The organism is Streptomyces sp. NPDC048270, assembly GCF_040652335.1.
Classification (GTDB): domain Bacteria; phylum Actinomycetota; class Actinomycetes; order Streptomycetales; family Streptomycetaceae; genus Streptomyces.
In genome coordinates, this window is record NZ_JBEZLV010000033.1 from 25,546 (window position 1) to 44,675 (window position 19,130).

The 19,130-nt window shown below is 70.9% G+C and carries 12 protein-coding genes and 1 pseudogene; 3 read left to right on the plus strand and 10 right to left on the minus strand.

Annotation, left to right across the window (positions count from 1 at the left end; genetic code table 11):
* Window positions 1-102 precede the first annotated feature (102 nt).
* On the plus strand, window positions 103-1,464 hold the full coding sequence (locus AB0D66_RS25630; protein WP_030772013.1) for a glutamine synthetase family protein: 1,362 nt from the start codon (window positions 103-105) through the stop codon (window positions 1,462-1,464).
* A gap of 74 nt (window positions 1,465-1,538) precedes the next feature.
* Here the strand turns inward: AB0D66_RS25630 and AB0D66_RS25635 are convergent.
* The 4 genes and pseudogenes from AB0D66_RS25635 to AB0D66_RS25650 form a co-directional block, all read right to left on the minus strand.
* Window positions 1,539-1,705 (minus strand): annotated as a pseudogene (locus AB0D66_RS25635) (integrase); the annotation flags it as partial.
* Between the two features lie 478 nt (window positions 1,706-2,183).
* The gene (locus tag AB0D66_RS25640; RefSeq protein WP_362307930.1) at window positions 2,184-2,552 is read right to left on the minus strand and encodes a hypothetical protein; all 369 of its coding nucleotides are present in this window, start codon (window positions 2,550-2,552) and stop codon (window positions 2,184-2,186) included.
* Entirely contained in the window at window positions 2,530-3,024 is a 495-nt protein-coding gene (locus tag AB0D66_RS25645) for a hypothetical protein (RefSeq protein ID WP_362307933.1), read from the minus strand. Before AB0D66_RS25645 ends, AB0D66_RS25640 begins: the two co-directional genes overlap by 23 nt.
* Window positions 3,021-3,302, minus strand: coding sequence for a hypothetical protein (locus tag AB0D66_RS25650; protein ID WP_362307936.1), 282 nt, complete (start codon window positions 3,300-3,302; stop codon window positions 3,021-3,023). Before AB0D66_RS25650 ends, AB0D66_RS25645 begins: the two co-directional genes overlap by 4 nt.
* 1,537 nt (window positions 3,303-4,839) lie before the next feature.
* Between AB0D66_RS25650 and AB0D66_RS25655 the strand changes: the two genes are divergently transcribed.
* A complete protein-coding gene (locus AB0D66_RS25655) occupies window positions 4,840-5,130 on the plus strand; it encodes a hypothetical protein (protein WP_362307939.1) in 291 nt (96 codons plus the stop codon).
* Between the two features lie 265 nt (window positions 5,131-5,395).
* On the opposite strand, the gene AB0D66_RS25660 is transcribed toward AB0D66_RS25655, so the two are convergent.
* From AB0D66_RS25660 to AB0D66_RS25675, 4 genes are all read right to left on the minus strand, one after another.
* Window positions 5,396-6,874 (minus strand): class I SAM-dependent DNA methyltransferase, encoded by a 1,479-nt coding sequence (locus tag AB0D66_RS25660; RefSeq protein ID WP_362307942.1) that lies wholly within the window; start codon window positions 6,872-6,874, stop codon window positions 5,396-5,398.
* 108 nt (window positions 6,875-6,982) lie between these two features.
* Window positions 6,983-8,272, minus strand: coding sequence for a restriction endonuclease subunit S (locus AB0D66_RS25665; RefSeq protein WP_362307945.1), 1,290 nt, complete (start codon window positions 8,270-8,272; stop codon window positions 6,983-6,985).
* Window positions 8,269-11,097 carry a DEAD/DEAH box helicase family protein gene (locus AB0D66_RS25670; RefSeq protein WP_362307948.1) on the minus strand — a complete coding sequence of 943 codons (2,829 nt, stop codon included), beginning with the start codon at window positions 11,095-11,097 and terminating at the stop codon, window positions 8,269-8,271. The genes AB0D66_RS25665 and AB0D66_RS25670 overlap by 4 nt, the downstream gene beginning before the upstream one ends.
* Window positions 11,098-11,298: 201 nt before the next feature.
* Complete coding sequence (locus AB0D66_RS25675; protein ID WP_362307951.1) at window positions 11,299-12,852, minus strand: MFS transporter; 1,554 nt, start codon at window positions 12,850-12,852, stop codon at window positions 11,299-11,301.
* Window positions 12,853-12,992: 140 nt separating this feature from the next.
* Between AB0D66_RS25675 and AB0D66_RS25680 the strand changes: the two genes are divergently transcribed.
* The gene (locus AB0D66_RS25680) at window positions 12,993-13,814 is read left to right on the plus strand and encodes a helix-turn-helix transcriptional regulator (protein WP_362308040.1); all 822 of its coding nucleotides are present in this window, start codon (window positions 12,993-12,995) and stop codon (window positions 13,812-13,814) included.
* A 7-nt stretch (window positions 13,815-13,821) separates the two neighbouring features.
* Here AB0D66_RS25680 and AB0D66_RS25685 read toward each other — a convergent pair whose 3' ends face one another.
* Both AB0D66_RS25685 and AB0D66_RS25690 read right to left on the minus strand, forming a co-directional pair.
* Entirely contained in the window at window positions 13,822-15,879 is a 2,058-nt protein-coding gene (locus AB0D66_RS25685; RefSeq protein WP_362307954.1) for a PIG-L family deacetylase, read from the minus strand.
* 313 nt (window positions 15,880-16,192) lie between these two features.
* The coding region (locus AB0D66_RS25690; RefSeq protein ID WP_362307957.1) for a PIG-L family deacetylase at window positions 16,193-19,130 on the minus strand (2,938 nt) is incomplete at its 5' end.

Genomic DNA, 19,130 nt, shown 5'->3' on the forward strand with positions numbered 1-19,130 from the left:
TAATGTGGCGGAAACCACCGCTGGCGATACTGGGCCGGCCCGACTGTGCCCACGGCTTGGCGGTGGTGGTGCACAGGCCGTCTGAACTGCGAGGATGAAGGCATGGACAAGCAGCAGGAATTCGTCCTCCGGACGCTTGAGGAGCGCGACATCCGCTTCGTGCGCCTGTGGTTCACCGACGTGCTGGGCTTCCTCAAGTCCGTCGCGGTCGCCCCCGCGGAGCTGGAGCAGGCCTTCGACGAGGGCATCGGCTTCGACGGCTCCGCGATCGAGGGCTTCGCGCGGGTCTACGAGTCCGACATGATCGCCAAGCCGGATCCGAGCACGTTCCAGATACTGCCGTGGCGCGCCGAGGCCCCCGGGACCGCCCGGATGTTCTGCGACATCCTCATGCCGGACGGCTCCCCGTCCTTCGCGGACCCGCGCTACGTCCTCAAGCGCATCCTGGCCAAGACCTCGGACCTGGGCTTCACCTTCTACACCCACCCCGAGATCGAGTTCTTCCTGCTGAAGGACAAGCCGCTGGACGGCACCCGCCCGGTCCCGGCCGACAACTCCGGCTACTTCGACCACACCCCGCAGAACGTGGGCATGGACTTCCGCCGCCAGGCGATCACCATGCTCGAATCGATGGGCATCTCGGTCGAGTTCAGCCACCACGAGGGCGCCCCGGGCCAGCAGGAGATCGACCTCCGCTACGCCGACGCCCTCTCCACGGCCGACAACATCATGACCTTCCGCCTGGTGATGAAGCAGGTGGCCCTCGAGCAGGGCGTGCAGGCCACCTTCATGCCGAAGCCCTTCTCGGAGTACCCGGGTTCGGGCATGCACACCCACCTCTCCCTCTTCGAGGGCGACCGCAACGCCTTCTACGAGTCGGGCGCCGAGTACCAGCTCTCGAAGGTCGGCCGCTCCTTCATCGCGGGCCTGCTGCGGCACGCCGCCGAGACGGCCGCGGTCACCAACCAGTGGGTCAACTCCTACAAGCGCATCTGGGGCGGCTCCTCCCGCAGCGCCGGCGCGGGCGGCGAGGCCCCCTCGTACATCTGCTGGGGCCACAACAACCGCTCGGCCCTGATCCGCGTCCCGATGTACAAGCCGGGCAAGACCGGCTCCTCCCGCGTCGAGGTCCGCTCGATCGACTCGGGCGCCAACCCGTACCTCACGTACGCCGTCCTCCTGGCCGCCGGCCTGAAGGGCATCGAGGAGGGCTACGAACTCCCGGCCGGCGCCGACGACGACGTCTGGGCCCTCTCCGACGCCGAACGCCGCGCCATGGGCATCGAACCCCTCCCCCAGAACCTCGGCGAGGCCATCTCCCTGATGGAGCGCAGCGAACTGGTCGCGGAAACCCTCGGCGAACACGTCTTCGACTTCTTCCTCCGCAACAAGAAGCAGGAGTGGGAGGAATACCGCTCGGAGGTCACCGCCTTCGAACTCCGCAAGAACCTGCCGGTGCTCTAACCACAGGTCGAAGTCCCTGCGGGCCGCGCACGACACTCCGGGCCGGTGGTCATTGACCGCCGGCCCGGAGTGAATCATTCCCCCTGGGCCGTCTGTGGGCCGTCGGATGCAGAATCCGAGCCCTCGCACACCCCGTCCACGGCCTTCCGGGTCCGCCCCTCGCTGCTCGCATGAGGTGCGTGTAGGTCCGGAGCGTGAAGCCGGGGTCGCCGTGCCCGAGGTACGTACTCAGCGCCTTGACGGGCCTCGTCGAGCGCGCACAACCGGGCCGGATCGGCTGCACGGCTTTTTGCCGCGCCAACTGGGTCAGGTATCGGATCGAGCGACCTTCGCGGAGCCACCCGATCCCAGACCCAGCCTGCCCAGCCCACCCCTCTTGGCAGCCTTGCGCCTCGGCCTAGCGGTACGGCCCGGTCAGAACGATGCCTCCGGCGGGGGCGCTCCCGCTCCGGGATGGACGGGGGTCGTCGAGCGGGTGCGGGTTGGTGGTGGTGAGTGGTGGGGTGCTCCCATCCCGTCCGACCCAGGCAAGCCGAGCAGACACGAACCCTGGCGTCCAGGTCGTTCGTACAGTGGCGCGCTCCACCTGGATGCCACGGCCCGCGCCCGCTCCACGTACGTGTGGGTCGACGGCAGACGGGATGGGAGCCAGGCAGCGGGATGCCTGGCTGCACGGGCCGAGCATCCCGTGTCGGTACCCAGCTTGCGCAGCGAGGTGGCTACAGCCACAAGATCAGGATGACGGTCACTATGAGCACCAAGAAGGGGCCCGCAATCGCCTTTCGAAGCTCCCGCTCGCCCTTGCCGGGGAACATCGGGTCATCACCCTCATCGGTAAACAGCGCCGACGGTCCACCCTTCCCGGTCAGAATGTCGCTCGCATCCCGAACCAGCGCAGCGGCCGCCTTCACATCGCCATTTTGCTTCAACATCGCGTCAAGTTTCGACATCATCTCAGGCGATGAGACTGCCAGGCGTCGCACCTGCTGCTTAGTTTCCGCATCGATTGCGGAATTATTTATGATCGTTTGGAAGACTTGTCCGTTGTTGTTTTGAATGTACTGATCAATCGCGGGAAGTCTGGTCACGCACACCTCCCCCGCATGTTGTGTTACTCACCAACGAAGGTGCATTATCCAAGTTCAAGCGAAAGGCCGAAGTGCACTCGCCTTTGGTCTTGGACTGACCGAGCGGTCCGGCCAAAATCAGGGCCACCAGCACAGCAGCCACGGCCGATACTGCCGCTACGCCGATCCTCGCAAAAGGGTTCAGCGCCTGCCCTATAGTCTTGATCAAGGTCGGCCACTTGTGCGTGACCCACAGGAGCAGCGCCACCCCAACTAGTCCCGAGACAAGGACCCTATCTCCCATGAACTCGGCGACATATTCGTCCGAGGAGAGCTGAATCAAGCGACCCAGGAACCATCCAACGGCAGGCAGCGCATCGGGGAATTGGTCACCAATAAGCTGAATACCGAAGAGGACAACCAGGACGGCGAAGGTTAACCCTAAAATACCTTGAGCAATCCCAAGCGGCCCACCGGAATTAAAAAACTTCACCGCTTGCCATCTCGGTAATTGGTCTGGGATACCGTGCCATTGTTTGTGCCGATGATCTGACCGGAGTGAGGGGCGTTGATGGTGACGCCATCCGAGGGTGTGGCACCAGTAGCGCCGGGCGCGGTGTTGGCAGCATTGCCCAGCTGCGCGTCGCTGGCGGGAGGCAATTGGTCGGCAGTAACGCTGTCGGTCGAACGTGAGCGCGCCCACCGTACTGTGACGACAGCAGCGCCGAGTGCGCACACACCACCGATGAGAGCGGCGATAATCTCGGTCATAACGTTCCCCCTGAGAATCCACTACAGGTCATCAGTAAAACTCTGCTGAAGAGGAAGAGGCGAGGGTCGCGCCGATGCCCCGAGGCCAGCGTGGAGCTGCACATGGCTCTGCCAAGGCCGGTATCGGCTAACGCAGTTGCCGCGATTCCGTCCAACTTGCCCCCCTTCAAGTCCTCTGATTTTGACACACTGTTCCAGCGCTGGTCAGAGAATCAGACTAGGTGTTGCGCCGCACTCAGCGTCGGGTTGCGCAACCCCCGAGGCGACGCCGCGTTCAGGGCGCAACACGAGCGCCCTCCCGGGCCGTCTCGGGGCCGTGGGAGGGGGCTCAGTGGTGACCAATGCTGACAACTGGCGACAGCTCAGCCGTTGGTCAGCGGGTTGGTCAGTTGCTCAGCCCCAGGTCAGGGCGGCCCGGCGTCAGTTGTGGCTGATCCGTGCACCGGTCTCAGGCGCCAGAGGTCCGCGGGCTTCCATCCATCCCGGCCCAGGGCGGCTCAGGCTGGCGTTCAGACACGGCAACCGTCACATGGCATGCGTGGCCGGGAGCGCTGCCGACTGCGGCCGGGGACAGGGTGCCAAAAGACGGTCAGAGGCGAGGGAGGGGTGGCCTCTTGCGCACGGCCGACCGACTGCCGGGGCTGAGTCGCGCCGGGCGCCGTACCCCCGCCGTCCGATGACGGGTGCGTGAGGCGAACGCATTACCGGGAATGAGCGGGCGGGGAGCAGCTGCCGCGATGTGGCGCCGGCCGGTGTGGTCGCTGTGCGTCGGTACCGGTCTCGTTGTGACCGAGGAGCGCGTCGTTCACTGGTCCTCGAGCAGCATCTCGAACGGCAACGGCATAGCCGCCGTTGCCACAGCAAGACCAGGGGGGGGCACTAGATCACCTTGCGGTCAGGCAACGTACGGCCTCCCTGATCATGCTCGACCCCAGCCCGGGCAGGATACCGGCCCAGTTCTGCGACGGTGCTAGCCGATAAGCTGCCCGTAGGGGAATCACGAATCTGGCGTTCCTGACGTCCGACAGTTCTTTGCAGGGTTCTATTGCAACCGTAGCCTCGCCGACTGATACCCCGGGGGGTTTAGCGAGCGGCCGGCATGACCGCTGCGGACCGGTTGAACCCGGACTACGGGGCAGAAGGCGCCGTAGTCCTCCGCATGCCCGATGGGGCGGCGACGTCCGGGGAACAGCGGGGAACGACGGCGCAATGGCAAGGAACGTGCAGGTCAGGGTCTTGCCTGGTCAGGCCGGGGCCGGGTGCGCGATCTTCCCAACTAGTGCTCGGACGTTCGCGGCTGGTTCTCGCTCTATCTGCGTGCGGTGGCCAGCCCCACTCTGAGCGTTGGGAAGCATCGCAATCGTAGGGGGCGGGAATGGCCAAGCGACGACGACCGCAACCTAGGGACAACCGAGGGCGGTTCACGACCACCGGCATCCCGCTGTGGCTGGGTGTCCTAGTGGTGGTCGTGCTGGTGTACTCCTTCCTCCGCTAGCGGCCGAGTCCAGAGTGTGTGGGAAGAAGCATGATGTCTGGCATGACCTTCGAACCTAATAGCGCGCCAATCGAGAGCACTCACGTCACGGCCCTGACTGACGGTGTAACGCAGGTCTTCACGTGGGAGGAGGATGCGCGGATCGAGGTACGGAATCTTGGCAGTGAGATCGTCATCGAGGCGAACGCCGCTGGGCTCAGGACGTTGGCCGGCCATCTGCTCGTGTTGGCCAAAGACGGCGTTCCCGATGGAAGCCATCTTCACCTAGAGGACAGCAACGGCCTGGAAGACGGGTCCGTTGGCTTGGTTCTGGAGCGCAGCGACGCCGAGTGATGCGGGGCGCGTGCCCTGGCGTGCTGTGAACGGGAGCTGTCTTGCTCACCTGAGATCCGCCGACGAGGCGGTTGATCCTGGGCCGTCCTCGGGCCGTCGAGAGGCGGCCCGGGGCCACCGCCAACGACCAACAGCGGACAGCTTGAGCCTGGTCCGCGGGGGGCCGGAGGCAGATCCTGCAGGTGGCCAACGAGTCGTATGACTTCCTGCGCAACAAGAAGCAGCAGTGGGAGGACTACCGCTCGGAGGTCACTGCCTTCAAGCTCTACGGGCTGGGTTCGCCGGTCTCCAGGGCGTCGGCGACCGCCGCGAACTCCTCCAGGGCTGCGGTGAGGTCCTCGACGATCTCGCGGGCCAGGAGGTCCGGGGCCGGGAGGTCGTCGAGGTCTTCCAGGGTTTCGTCGCGGAGCCACAGGACGTCCAGCCTGGCCTTGTCGCGGGCGGTGAGCTCGGCGTAGGTGTACGGCCTGAAGCGTTCGGACTCGGCGCGTTCCTCGCGGGGCCGGCCGGGTTTGGCGGACCGGACGAAGTCGTCGAGGTCCGTGCGGGACAGCGGGTTCTTCTTGAGCGTGAAGTGCTTGTTGGTCCGCAGGTCGTACACCCAGGTCCGGGTGGTCCACGGGGTCTCGCCGGCCGGCTTCTTGTCGAAGAACAGCACGTTCGCCTTCACCCCCTGCGCGTGGAACACGCCGGTCGGCAGGCGCAGGATCGTGTGCAGGTCGAAGTCGCGCAGCAGCCTGCGGCGCAGGGTCTCGCCGGCGCCGCCCTCGAACAGCACGTTGTCCGGCAGCACCACCGCGGCCCGGCCGTTGATGTCCAGGATCGTCATGACGTGCTGCAGGAAGTTCAGCTGCTTGTTGCCCGTCGTCACGACGAAGTCGCCGCGCTCGATCTCCCGGTCCTCGCGCGCCTGCCTGCCGTCGGTCCCCACCATCGTGACCGAGGACCTCGTGCCGAACGGCGGATTGGCCAGCACCACCGACCAGCGCTCGCCGGGGTCGGCGGCCAGGGCGTCCCTGACCTCGATCGGCGACCGGCCCTTGGCGTCGCCCATGCCGTGCAGCAGCAGGTTCATCGCGGCCAGGCGCGCCGTGCCGTCCGCGATCTCGACGCCGCGCACGAACGAGGCCTTGAGGTGCCGGCGCTGCTCCGGGTCCATCCGCGCGGCGCCCCGGGAGGCGTACTCCTGCGCGCCCAGCAGGAACCCGCCCGTGCCGCACGCCGGGTCGATCACCGTGTCCTCCACGGTGGGCCGCACGACCTCGACGATCGCGGAGATGATCGAACGCGGTGTGAAGTACTGGCCAGCGCCCGAGCCCTTGTCGCCGGCACCCTTGGCCAGGAGGGCCTCGTACGCGTCTCCCGTGAGGTCGCCGCCGCCCGACCACGTCTCCTGGTCGACCACGTCGTGGACGAGCCGCTTGAGGACCGCCGGGTCCTGCACCCGGTTCTGCGCCTTGCGGAAGAGCGTGCCGAGCATGCCGGGCTGGTGGCCCAGGCCCTGCAGGATCGACGTGTACTCCGTTTCGAGGGCGGCGCCGTCGGCGTCCAGCAGGCGCTGCCAGGAGTACTCCTGCGGAACGATCCGCTCCGGCCTGAGCCGCCGGTTGGCGCGCTCGTGGGCCATCTTCAGGAACAGCAGGTAGGTCAGCTGCTCCGTGTACTCCAGCACGCCCACCCCGGCGTCCCGCAGCACACCCGCGTGCGACCAGAGCTTCTCGACCAGTCGGCGCGTGTCCGACACGTTGTTCCCCTCCCTGCCGGGACCTGCACCCCGCAAGACCGATGTGACCGATGTGTTCGAGGCCGGACGCGCGGTCCCGCGTCAGGCGTACGGTTCGCTCCGGAACCCCTACCGGCCGGGGGCCGGGCCCGTCAGCCGGCCGGAGAACGCGGCGGTCAGCAGCGAGCGGCGCAGCCGGCCCGCGCGCTCGAGGCCCTTCTCGACCTCCCCGACGAGGCGTCGGCTCCGGCTGACGGCCTCGTGGATCCGGGACAGCCGCTCGTCCTGCTCCGGCAGGGGCGGAACCGGGATCGGCATGGTCTTGATGACCTTGAGGCTGATCGAGGCGAGGTTGACGCTCTGCTTGCCGTGCCGCTGGGCCCAGCGCGCACCGTAGGTGTTGGCGCACCAGGCCAGCCATTCCGGCCGCACGTCTTCGCGCGGCCGCGCGCGGAAGACGTGGTTCTGGTGGACGCACCCCTCGATCTGCCCGTCCCAGACCCACCCTCGGGCGAGCTTGTCCCGGTCCCCGCCCTCGTTCATCAGGACGTCGCCCTTCACCAGGCGCAGTGCTTCCGCCTTGGCGGGCGGTACGCGCAGCGTCGCCATGTCCCCGAGGTCCAGCCGGGCGCGCTGGACGTTGGCCACCCGCAGGTACGGGACCTCGACGAAGGAGGGGTCCGACTGCTTCTTCGCGTCCTTCGTGACCCCGCCGACGACCTGCGCGACCTCGCCGAGCGTCTGCCAGGACCATCCCGCGGGCAGGGCGGGCAGGTGCCCGTCGAGGATCTGCCCGACACCGTCCCGGCGGCTCTCCGTGCCGCCCAGGGCCCGCATGATCGCGGCGTCCTCGTACCGGGCGCAGCGGCGGCGCGCGGCATCGAGGTAGTCGACGCCCGCGTCGAGGCGGGAGAGGTGGTCTTCCAGCAGCTCGACGATTCGCGCCTCACGGACCGCACCGAAGCGCGGCACGCTGAACTCCCTGATGCTCGCCAGGCTCACGTGCGGCAGCTGGGTGCCGGTCGCGGAGCCCCCGAGGTGCTGCTGGAACGCGGAACTGCCGAGCCAGTGGTAGAGGTACGCGCCGTCGACCGCGTGGGGGCGGATGCGGGCGACCCGCTGGACGAGCAGGGCGGGGAGGTCGCCGGGGCGGGCCCGGGCGAGCTTGAGGCCCGAGGAGACCAGCGGGCGGTCCATCCCGAGGATGAGGTCGCCGTCCCGGACCGCGAGGTGCTCGTGGCCCGGGAGCATCGACTGCGGCCAGGTCTTCGTCCGCTTCCAGCGCAGGGCCCCGGGTTCGATGTTGTCACCGCGCAGCAGCCGGACTCCCTCGCCCGGCCCGCCGAAATGGGCGCTCTTGAAGGCGGGTCCGGAACTGACCGCCGCGATCTCGCCGACGGTCTGGAAGGCGGGCGTCACGAGGTCAGCTCCCGGTTCAGGGCCTCCAGTAGGAGCCCGGCCCGGTCGCCCAGGTCACGCAGGGCGCCGTCGATGCCGCCGCGCTCGTCGAAGGGCGCGCCGTCGAGCTGGTCGAGGTCGATTCCGGCCGAGGAGGCGATCACGTCGGCCATGGTGTCCAGCCACCACCGCTGCGGACCGGTGAAGCCGCCGGCCGGCTCCTGCCGCAGCAGCCAGCCCTGGTACCGCTCGCGGACCCCCTCCGCGTACGGCACCAGCTCCTCGTCGTGCGCGAGGGCGAAGCGCAGCAGGGGGACGAGGTCCGTGACCCGGGCGTGTGCGTTCGGCCGCACCCGCCCCTTCTCGACCTGTTCGTGCGCTTCCCACAGCCGCTGCGGGGTCCACCGGTGCGGCGGGCGGGCGATCCGGTCGGCCAGCTCCTTGATCTGGGCGAACGCCTCCCCGGCGGACGCCTCCCCGGCGGACGCCGAACCGGACCGCTCGTCCCGCCGCAGGACCCGGAGCGCGGAGATCTCCGCGCGGTGCTCGTCCACGTACGCGCGCCAGTCCGCGACGATCTCGCGGGCCTTGTCCTGCGCGCCCGTGCCGTAGGCCTCGAGCAGGGTGTCGGGGTTGGTGTCGTCGATGACCAGGTAGTGCAGGCGGCGCAGTTCCAGGATGCGCTCACGCAGGTCGGGGTTGGCCGCCAGCGGGGTGACGGCCTGCTCGATCAGGTCCTCCACCACCCGGCCGGGGTCGGCGCCTTCACCGGCCGCGGCGACGGCCTCGGCCTGCCGCTCGGGGTCGCACGCCCCGACCAGCCCCTTGACGATCTGGTTGAGGGGCAGGCCGGCGACCTTGTCGAGCTCGGCCCGCTCGGCCGCGGTGACCTGGAGGCCCAGGGCTGCCAGCCGGGAGGCCAGGGTCGCGGTCTCGTCCTCGGTGATCGTCAGGCTCGCGGCCCTGCCCAGCAGCTTCTCCAGGCCGATGCCCTTCTTGCGCATCAGCGGCGGGTCCACGAAGCCGTGCTCGGTGACGCCGACGGCGTCGACGATGACGAACCTCGTCTTCTCCCGCGCGACCGGGCTCGTCCGGGAGTCGGGGGTGACGGCCTGGAAGTCGGACCGGGGGATGGTGCGCGCCCCGCGACCCTTCATCTGCTCGAAGTACTGGGCGCTGCGCACGTCCCGCATGAAGAACACGCACTCCAGCGGCTTGACGTCGGTGCCGGTGGCGATCATGTCCACGGTGACCGCGATCCGCGGGTTCGGGGAGGTGCGGAAGGCCTGCAGGCTGCCCTCGGGGTCCTTGGCCTGGTAGGTGATCTTCGCGGCGAAGTCGTTGCCCAGGCCGAAGACCTGCCGTACCTGGGTGACGACCTCCTCGGCGTGGGCGTCGTCCTTGCAGAAGACGAGGGTCTTCGGGACCGAGGTGCGGCCGGGGAAGATCTCGGTGTAGAGCCGGTCGCGGAAGGTCTCCAGGACGGTCCGGATCTGGTTGGGGTTCTGCACCGCCCGGTCCAACTGCCCCTTCTTGTAGTCGATTTCCTCGTCGACGGCCTCGATGCGCTGCATGCGGGTGCGGCGGTCGAGCTTCGGCACGAAGGTGCCGGCCTCGATCGTCGAGCCGTTCTGCGAGACCTCCGTCTTGATGCGGTAGACGAGGAAGTCCACGTTCACGCCGTCGGCCACCGACTGGGTGTAGGTGTACTGCGAGACGAGGTTCTGGCGGAAGAACGCGAGCGTCTGCCGGCCGGGTGTGGCCGTCAGGCCGAGGACGTGGGCGTCGAAGTACTCCAGGACGCCCTTCCACACCCCGTAGATCGAGCGGTGCGCCTCATCCACGATCACGAGGTCGAACGACTCCGGTGGCATCAGCGGGTTGTAGGCGATCTCCACCGGAGCGTCCGGCACGAACCCGTCCAGTGCCGGGTCGTCGTCCTCCGGAACGTCCTTGCCGCGCAGTGCGGAGTGGACGCGCTGGATCGTGGAGATCACCACGTCCGACGACTCCGGCACCCCCAGCCCCGCCAGGCGCTGGACCGAGTACAGCTCGGTGAACTTGCGGCCGTCGTCCGGGGTCTCGTAGCTGCCGAACTCCGCCGCGGTCTGCCTTGCCAGGTTGGTGCGGTCGACCAGGAACAGGATCCGCTTGAACCCCGCGTGCTTGAGCAGCCGGTAGGACAGCGTCACCCCGGTGTACGTCTTGCCCGCACCGGTGGCCATCTGGATGAGCGACCGGTCCGCGCGCTGGGCCGCCAGGGATGCCTCGGTCCCGCGGACCGCCTCGATCTGCGCGGGCCGCAGCCCCTCCACGCCGAGCGGCGGCATGCGCCGCACCTTGGCCCGCCAGGTCGGGAAGGCGGGGTCGTCCTGCGCTTCCCGCACGATGCGCGCGAGGGTGGCCGGCTTGGGGAAGTGGTAGACCTTCCGGGCGCGCGGCTCCGGGTCGTAGCCGTTGGTGAAGTGGGTCTCCGAACCGGAGGCCTCGAACACGAACGGGATGCGGTCGCCGACGGTGTGGGCGCGCCCGCGGTGCTCCGGCGGCAAGCCGGCGGCGTACCTCGCCGACTGCCACTCCACGCCCGACAGGGCTGTCCCCCGCGGCTTCGCCTCGATGACCCCGACGACCTTCTTCCCCACGTACAGCAGGTAGTCGACCCGGCCGTGGCCCGGCGCCATGACGACCTCGCGCACGGCGACCCCGTGCACGCCGGGCTCACCCGCGAACAGGTTCATCGCCCTGCGGTCCTGCACCGCCCAGCCGGCCGCCGTCAGCTGCCCGTCGATGACGGCACGAGCGCGGGCCTCCGCGGGGAGACGGGAATCATGCTCGCTGCTGTTCATGTCTCCTCGGCGGGGGTGTCGAGAACGCGGCCAACTGCGCTCCGGGCGGGTCCGGTTGGGGCAGGCCGCGGTACGGCCGGCTTCCGGTCGGGCCGGCATGTCGCACCCGTACCGAACGCCCCGGCCGAGCGTAGTGCAGGGGACTGACACGGGGCCGTGGCGCCGGGGCGGCCGGGGCAGGGGCCGGGGAAGGGCCGGCGGTTACGGGGTGTCGGAGCGGTGCGTGCGGCGGTGGGAGCGGCCCAGGCCGGCCGCCACCAGGAGGGCCGCCGCGAGGAGGATCGCCGTGTCGATCGCCAGGACCGTGCGCACCCCGTCGAGGAGTGCGGTGCGGGTCGTGGCCAGCACGCCCAGCAGCGGGATGCCGATGGTCAGGCCGACCTGCTGGGTGGTGGTGACCAGGCCGGTCGCCAGACCCTGTTCCGCGTCGGGCACGCCGCTCGTCACCACCAGCCCGTACGAGATGATCGCGGCCAGGTGGCACATGCTGGCCAGCGATACGGCCACGGTCGCCAGCAGGGCACCCGACTGCGCGCCCGCGCCGAGCAGCGCGGCGGTGAGCACGCCCTGCCCGGCCAGGGCGGCGACCAGGGTGCGGCGGGCGCCGAAGCGGCCGATGACCCGCGGGGCGTACGCACCGGCCACCACCGAGGCCGCGCCCTGGACGCCGAACACCAGCCCGGTACGGAAGGACGACAGCCCCAGCGTCTCCTGGAGGTAGAGCGTCAGGACGAAGACGACCGTGGACATCATCGAGAACGTGACCAGCCCGCCCACATTGCCCCAGGCGACCGTACGCCGCCTCAGCATCGGCAAGGAGACCAGCGGGGCGGGGGACTTCGACTCCACCACCGCGAACGCGGCGAGCAGGACGAGGCCCACGGTCAGCGTGCCCCACACGTCGACACCGCCGAAGCCGCGCTCGGCCGCCGTCGACAGGGAGTAGATCAGCGCGAGCAGGCCCCCGGTGACCGTGACGGCGCCGGGTACGTCCAGCCGCGGCCGCTCGGGCGTGCGCGACTCCGGCAGCAGCCCGGGGGCGAGGAGCAGCACGACCACCGACGCGGCCGCGAGCAGCCCCATGGTCGAGCGCCAGCCCAGGGTGTCGGTCATGACACCTCCGAGCAGCATGCCGACGGTGAAGCCGAGGGAGAGCAGGGTGCCGGAGATGCCGAGCGCCTTGTCGCGCAGCGGGCCCTCCGGGAAGGTCGTGGTCAGCAGGGACATCCCGGTCGGCACGATGACCGCCGCGCCCAGGCCCTGCAGGGCCCGCCCGGTCAGGAAGGAGGCCGGATCCCAGGCGAGGGTGGCGAGCAGCGAGGCAGCGCCGAAGACCGCGAGGCCGGCCAGGAACAGCTTCTTGCGCCCGAACAGGTCGGCGATCCGCCCGAAGAGCAGCAGGAAGCCGCCGGACGGCAGCGCGAACGCGGTGACCGCCCACTGCAGGCCGGACCGGCTCAGCCCCAGGTCCTCGCCGAGCACCGGCAGGGCCACGTTGAGGACGGAGAAGTCCAGCGCCACCATGAACTGGGCGGCGCAGAGTACGAAGAGGACCAGTCGGGCCCGGCCGGAGAGCCGGTCGGGGACGGGGACGGGGGCGGGGTCGCGGTCGCGGTCGGGTGCCGCGGGGCGGCGCGGGCCGGTGGACGCGGCGCCGGTGGAGGTGGTGCCGGTAGGGCCGGTGGGGCCGGTGGGGCCGCCGTTCGCGTCGGCCGTTTCGGACGTGCCGGCCGTCGGCCGTGTGTTGATCGCCATGGCCCCACCCTCGCGGCCCGGGAATGCCCGTGCAGAGTGGGAACTTATGCTGGTGGCGGTACCACCAGGCAGCTGCACAGGGGGATTTCGTGACCACGTCGGCCGACGCGCACCGCCGGACCGAACTGCGCGAGTTTCTCATGAGCAGACGGGCCCGGATCTCCCCGGCCGAGGCCGGCCTGCCGGACGGCGGGGCCCGCCGGCGCACCCCGGGCCTGCGCCGGGAGGAGGTCGCGGTGCTCGCCGGAGTGGGGGCCTCCTGGTACCAGTGGCTGGAGCAGGGCCGCGACATCACGGTGTCCTCGCAGGTGCTGGACGCGGTGGGCCGGGTGCTGAAGCTCACCAGCGCCGAACGCCGGCACCTCTACGTACTCGCCGGGCTCAACCCGCCCGCCCTCGAAGTCGCCCCCGCGCACCGGGACATGTGCAACGGCCTGCGGCGGCTGATCGACGCCTGGATGCCGTTCCCCGCGCACATCATGGACCGGTACTGGAACACGGTGCTGTACAACGACGCGGCCTCGCTGGTCTTCGGCATGCGCCCGGAGATCGTGCAGAACTGCCTGATCGCCTTCTTCACCGACCCCATCTACCGGGCCCGCTCCACCCGCTGGGAGGAGGTTGCCTGCCAGGTCGTGGCCCAGTTCCGGGCGGCCTGCTCGGAACACCCGAACGACGAGGGCTTCCGGGCCGTCGTGGAGGAGGCGCGCGAGCTCAGCCCGGAGTTCGCCGGGCTGTGGGAGCGGCGGGACGTCGAGCCCGGCGGCCAGCTGGAGAAGCAGATGGACCACCCGGCCGTCGGCAGGCTGCACGTGGAGTCGACCCAGCTGCGCGTCCCGGCCCGCCCCGACCTGGTGATCGTGCTGCACACCCCGCTCCCGGACACCGGGACGGCCGAGAAGCTGGAGTGGCTGACCTCGCCGGAGGGCCGGCGCGGCTCGATGTACCCCGTCGCCGGCTAGCAGCGCGTCAGCGGACCGCGCGCCGCCAGGTGGGCCGGCCGGGGCCCGCGGCCGTGGCGGTCGTGTGGAGCTGTGCGTCCAGGCCCACCACCGCCATGGTCGGGCCCGCCGGTTCGACGACGGCCGCCGGTGCGCCCGCGTACAGCATCCCGGACTCCGTCCAGGCGGGCGGGCCGCCCAGGCCCGTCGTCCCGACGGTGCCGTTGTCCGCGCGGCCCGAGATGTGCCGGCCGGCGACGCCGACCGCGCCGTAGCCCGCCCGGCCGCCCGCCTCCGAGACGCTGGAGACCTGGAGCTTGCCCGGGCCCGTCGTGACCAGGGCGGAGCGGACGACGCCCGAGTCGGGGCGGCGGAAGTACAGGCGGACGCCCGCGCCCTCCGATGCCGCCGAGAGGGGAACCGTGGTGGCGGGCAGGCCCGTCGGCTGAGGTCCGGCCAGGGGGGCGCCGGGCGCGGGCTGGGTCCACGCCAGGACCGACTTCGCGGTGGTCGCGTACACGTGGCGGCGCCCGGCGGAGTCGACCGCCGTCACCGGGTCGCTCTGCAGGTCCTCGCCGCCCAGCCGCCCCCAAGCGGAGAACCTGCCGTCCGGCTGCTGGGCGGTGGCGCGCAGCGTGCGGCGGGAGTCGCGGAGGTAGACGGTCAGCCGGCCCGCCGTGTCCACGGCCGCGGCCGGTGCGCTGATCGCCGAGGTGCCTTCGTCGTCGCCGCGCTCGGGGGTGCCGAGCGACTGCCACGGCCCGAACGGCCCGTCGGGCGCGGACTGGACGGCGTACACGACCTCGCGCCGGTAGTCCTCGGGCCGCGCCGTGCCGAAGGCGGTGCGGGTGGCGAGGACGGCGACCCGCCCGTCCGGCAGGCGGGCCGTGGTCGCGCCGGGGTCGATGCCCGTGCCGGGGAGGAGGGTGGGGCCCGTCCAGTCGCCGCCGGGGCCGCGCGTCCAGTACGCGGTCTGCCCGTCCAGGGTGGCGAAGGCCCAGAGGCGGCCGGGAGTGCCCTCGACCAGCCAGGAGCTGTGGTCGGCGCGCGTGTAGCGCATCGACTGGGCCCAGTTGCGCCCGGTGGGGTTGCCCGCGACCTTGCGGTCGCCGCAGCCCGAGGGGGAGCCGCAGTAGTCCTGGTGGTCCTGCCAGGCGTACGTCCGCAGGTAGCCGGTCTTCGTCTCGGCCGTCTGCGGGTCCAGCGCGTGCGGGAGGCTGCTGTTGTGGTAGCCGAGGTAGCTCTGGACCGAGAACCGGGGGCGGTCGGTGTACTGCGCGGCGTAGGCGGCCGATGCGGCCTGTACGAACCGGGCCCCGTACATGTGGTCCTGGTGGTCGGTGAACCGGCCGGTCTCGCTGAAGCGGCCCGGCGTCGGGTCCTGCATCCGTATCGTCGTCGGCCGGTAGCGCGCCAGCACCCCGGCTATCGACTGTATGAGCTGGTCCTTCGTGTACGCGAACTGCTTCTTGACCGGGGTGCCGGAGGTCAGCTGGGAGCCCAGCGCCGGTATCCGCCCGTTCCACAGGCCGCGCAGGCTGTCGGGGGTGTCGGCGCCGGTGCTGCGGGCCTCGCGGAGCTGGAACCAGACCAGGTTGACGTGCGGCTTGGCGATGAGGACGTCGAGCTCGGCCTGGCCGCCGCCCGCGGTGGGTATGACGGTGCGCTTCCAGGCGCTGGTCCGGTCCCCGGTGGCCATCTGAGCGTAGGCGGAGCGTATGCCGTTCTGCCGGGCCTCCGCGTAGTGGGTGCGGTCGGCGGGCTGCTCGGGGTCCCGGATGGTCGCGCCGCGCGCCTCGTTGCGGCCGTCGGCCTCGCCGGAGGTGAGGAAGGCGGTGGTGACGGGGACGCCGGACAGCAGCGAGCGGCTGAGGTCCGGGTTCATGAAGAACAGGTCGTCATCGGGGTGCGCGACGACCTGGACGACCGAGCCGGCGGTGGTGCTCGCGGGCAGCGCGGCGACGGCGGTCTTCTCCTGGGTGGCCTCGGCCGAGGTCTGCTGGCCGGAGGCGAAGGCGAGCACACCGGTGGAACCGGCGGTGAGCACGCCGAGCAGAGCCGCGAAGCGGCGGCGGGTCAAGGGCATCGGGCACGCCTAGGGTTCGATCGTCCGGGCGGAAAACCGCTGAGCAGTCAGAGAGAGGCCATTCCGGCGAACTTGGTTCACCGGTTCCGGCTATGACTCCTGCTTTCCGGAAACGACCGGACGTGATTGTGCCCTGTGAAGATTTTGATCCGGATATGTGACCGAGATGTGGACGCTGTTCGTCCGCACTTTGGAGCAATCGGCGTACCGGTGTGGGGTGTTAGTGCAGTGAATCGACAATTTTACGAAGCTTGCACCTTATGTCCGTATGGTCGCGGGTGTGCCTGCCGTGCACGGACCCGCCGCGGGCCTGCTACGGGGCCGTGTTGCGCGGGCCGACCGGCTGCCACGGCGCCAGGTACGCGTCCGGGGCGTCCGCCGACGAGGTCACATACAGCCGCGCGTCGAGCCCCACCACAGCCAGGCTGACCAGGTTCTTTCCGGTCGTCGTCGAGGACGGGGCGCCGACGAACATCAGCGGCGACCGCCCCCACGGCCGGCCCTGCCCGACCTCCGAGCCCAGCTGTCCGCCCGCCGCCCGGCCCGCCAGCACGTGCCCGCTCGCCGTCACCGAGCCGAAGCCCTTGAGGCCGCCGAGGTCGGTGAGATTGTTCACCTTGAGTCCGTCGTCACCCGTCATGAGGGCGGTACGGACGTCGCCGGAGCCCGGCTTGCGGAACCACAGGCGTACCCCGCCCTCGCGGCCCTGTGCGGTCAGCGGGAGCGTGGTGTCCGGCAGTCCGGTGGCGGTGGCCGGGCCCAGCGGTGCGCCCGGCTTCGGCTGCAGCCAGCCCACCACCGTCTTGGACGTGGCCGAGAACACCATCCGCCGCCCGGCGCCGTCGGTTCCGGTGGCCGGGGTGCCGTGCAGGTCGGCGCCGCCGTACCTCTCCCACGGGCCCCAGCTGCCGTCCGCCTGCTGCACCCTGCCGCGCAGGGTGTACGCGCCGTCGCGGACGTACGCCGCCAGCTGCCCGGTGCCGTCGACCGAGACGGCCGGGGCGCTGATGTCGGAGGTCCAGTTCTCGTCGGCGGTCTCGGGGGTGCCCAGCGACTGCCACTCCCCGAACTCCTCGGAGCCGGGGGCCTTCTGGACGGCGTAGACGATCTCGCGCCGGTAGTCCGCGGGCTTCGCACCGAAGGAGGTGCGGGTGCCGAAGGCGGCTATCCGGCCGTCCTGGAGGGTGACGGTGGACACACCCGGGTCCATGCCGGTGCCGGGCAGCAGTTTCGGGCCGCTCCAGCGGCCGATCAGGCCCGGCCGGTGCCAGACGGCGACCTGGCCGTCGAGCACCTTGAAGGCCCACAGCCCGTGCTCCCGGTCGGAGGCCAGCCAGGAGGTGCTGGTGCCGCGGGCGTAGTTGATGGAGTCCGACCAGCGGTTGCCCGCCGGGTGGTCGGCGACCTTGAGGTCGCCGCAGCCGGCGTCGCTGCCGCAGTGGTTCTGCTGGTCGAGCCAGGCGTAGGTGTCCAGGATGTCCAGCTTCTCCTTGGCCTCGTCCGGGTCCAGGGCGCTGGGCAGGGAGCCGTTGAAGTAGCCGAGGTAGTTCTGCACCGCGAAGTGCGGGCGGTCCTTGACGTCCTTGGCGTACGCGGCGGTGGCCAGCTGGACGAAGCGGGCGCCGTAGAAGTGGTCCTGGTGGTCGGTGTACCGCTTGGTGTCGGGGTGCCGGCCCGGGGTCGGGTCCTGGGAGCGGACGGTGGTCGGCTTGTACTGCTCCAGGATGCCGACCAGGGTCTGCACGACCTGGTCCTTGGTGTACGCGAACTTCTGCTTGACCGGGGTTCCGGAGGCGAGCATCGACTCCAGGCGGGGGACCTTGCCGTCCCACAGGCCGTGCAGGCTCTCGGGGACGTCGGCGTAGACGTTGCCGGCTTCGCGCAGCTGCAGCCAGACCAGGTTGACCTGGGGCTTGGCGACGAGGACGTCGACCTCGGCGTGGCCGCCGCCCTTGGTCGGGACGACCGTGCGCTTCCAGGCGCTGCCGCGGTCGCCGGTGGCCATCTTGGCGTAGGCGGCGCGGATGCCGTTCTGCCGGGCTTCGGCGTAGGCGGGCTTGTTGGGCTTGGTGGTGGCCTGCTTGGCGGAGCCGGCGTTGACTCCGTCGGCTTCGCCGGAGGTCAGGTAGACCGAGGTCACGGGGAGGCCGGCGGATATGGAATACCGCAGGTCCGGATTCATGAAGTAGAGGTCGTCATCGGGATGCGCGATGATCTGGAGCACCCGGCCCGGGTCGGGCGCGTCCCCGGCTGCCGCGGGGACGGTGGCCCTGCTGTCGGGGGGCACGGGGGAGGCCAGCCGGTCGAGGGCCTCGTTGCCGCGCAGCAGGAGCATGCTGCCGGCGGCGGTGGCCGCGCAGAAGGCGACCACCTTGACGAGCCGGGCCCGGCGGCGGTGGCCTGCCGGCGGGTTGGCGGTTTCGGTGGTGGCGGGGGTCACGTGGGCGGGTGCGCCGGGGGTGGGGGTTTTGCTGCGGCGGCGGTTGCCTTGCGGCGGGTTGGCGGTTTCGGTGGTGGCGGGGGTCACGTGGGCGGGTGCGCCGGGGGTCGGGGTTCCGCTGCGTCGGCGGCCGCGTGTGGTCTCCGGTGCGGACGGCGCCTTCGTGCGCCTGCCGCGGCCGCCGGTGCGCTCGGCTTCGCGGGCCAGGCGCGCGGCCTTGCGGCCGCCGGGCGCGTCGTCCGGCGCGGGGGCTTCGGCCTCGGGCCGCGCCGCCGGGTTGCCGCGTTGCCGGGGGAGCACGGGCGGAGCCTGGGTGCCGCGGCCGGGCTGCCGGGCCGCCGCGGGCGGACCCGCCGGGGCCCCGTGCTCGCGGCCCGGCTGCGAGGCTCCGTCGGGCGGGGTCGGCCGGGCTTCGGTCCGGTGGCCGGACTGCCAGGCTGCGGTGGGCTGCGTCGGCTGGGCTCCGGCCCGGTGGTCGCGCTGCTGGGGCAGCACGGGCGGGGCCTGCGTCGGGTGGCCGGGCCGGCGCCCCGCCGCCTGCGGCGAGGCGTCGGCCGGGTGGGCGGGCTGCTGAGCCGTGGCCGGGTGGGCGCCGACCGGGTGGCCGGGGTGCCAGGCCGCCTGCGGCGAGGCGTCGGCCGGGTGGCCGGGGTGCCAAGCTGCCGGGAGCGAGGGTTCGGTGTGGTGGCCGGGGTGCCAGGCTGCGGCAGCCTGAGGCTCGGTCTGGTGGCCGGGCCGGGCTGCCGCCGGTGCGGCTTCGGCCGGGTGGCCGTGCCAGGTCCCTGTGGTGTGGGTCTCGTGCGGGTGGCCG

Coding starts and splice junctions, on each gene's coding strand:
- AB0D66_RS25630 (WP_030772013.1), top strand. CDS start 103: ATGGACAAGCAGCAGGAATTCGTCCTCCGGACGCTTGAGGAGCGCGAC.
- AB0D66_RS25680 (WP_362308040.1), top strand. CDS start 12,993: ATGAGCAGACGGGCCCGGATCTCCCCGGCCGAGGCCGGCCTGCCGGAC.
- AB0D66_RS25685 (WP_362307954.1), bottom strand. CDS start 15,879: ATGCCCTTGACCCGCCGCCGCTTCGCGGCTCTGCTCGGCGTGCTCACC.
- AB0D66_RS25655 (WP_362307939.1), top strand. CDS start 4,840: ATGACCTTCGAACCTAATAGCGCGCCAATCGAGAGCACTCACGTCACG.
- AB0D66_RS25650 (WP_362307936.1), bottom strand. CDS start 3,302: ATGACCGAGATTATCGCCGCTCTCATCGGTGGTGTGTGCGCACTCGGC.
- AB0D66_RS25670 (WP_362307948.1), bottom strand. CDS start 11,097: ATGAACAGCAGCGAGCATGATTCCCGTCTCCCCGCGGAGGCCCGCGCT.
- AB0D66_RS25675 (WP_362307951.1), bottom strand. CDS start 12,852: ATGGCGATCAACACACGGCCGACGGCCGGCACGTCCGAAACGGCCGAC.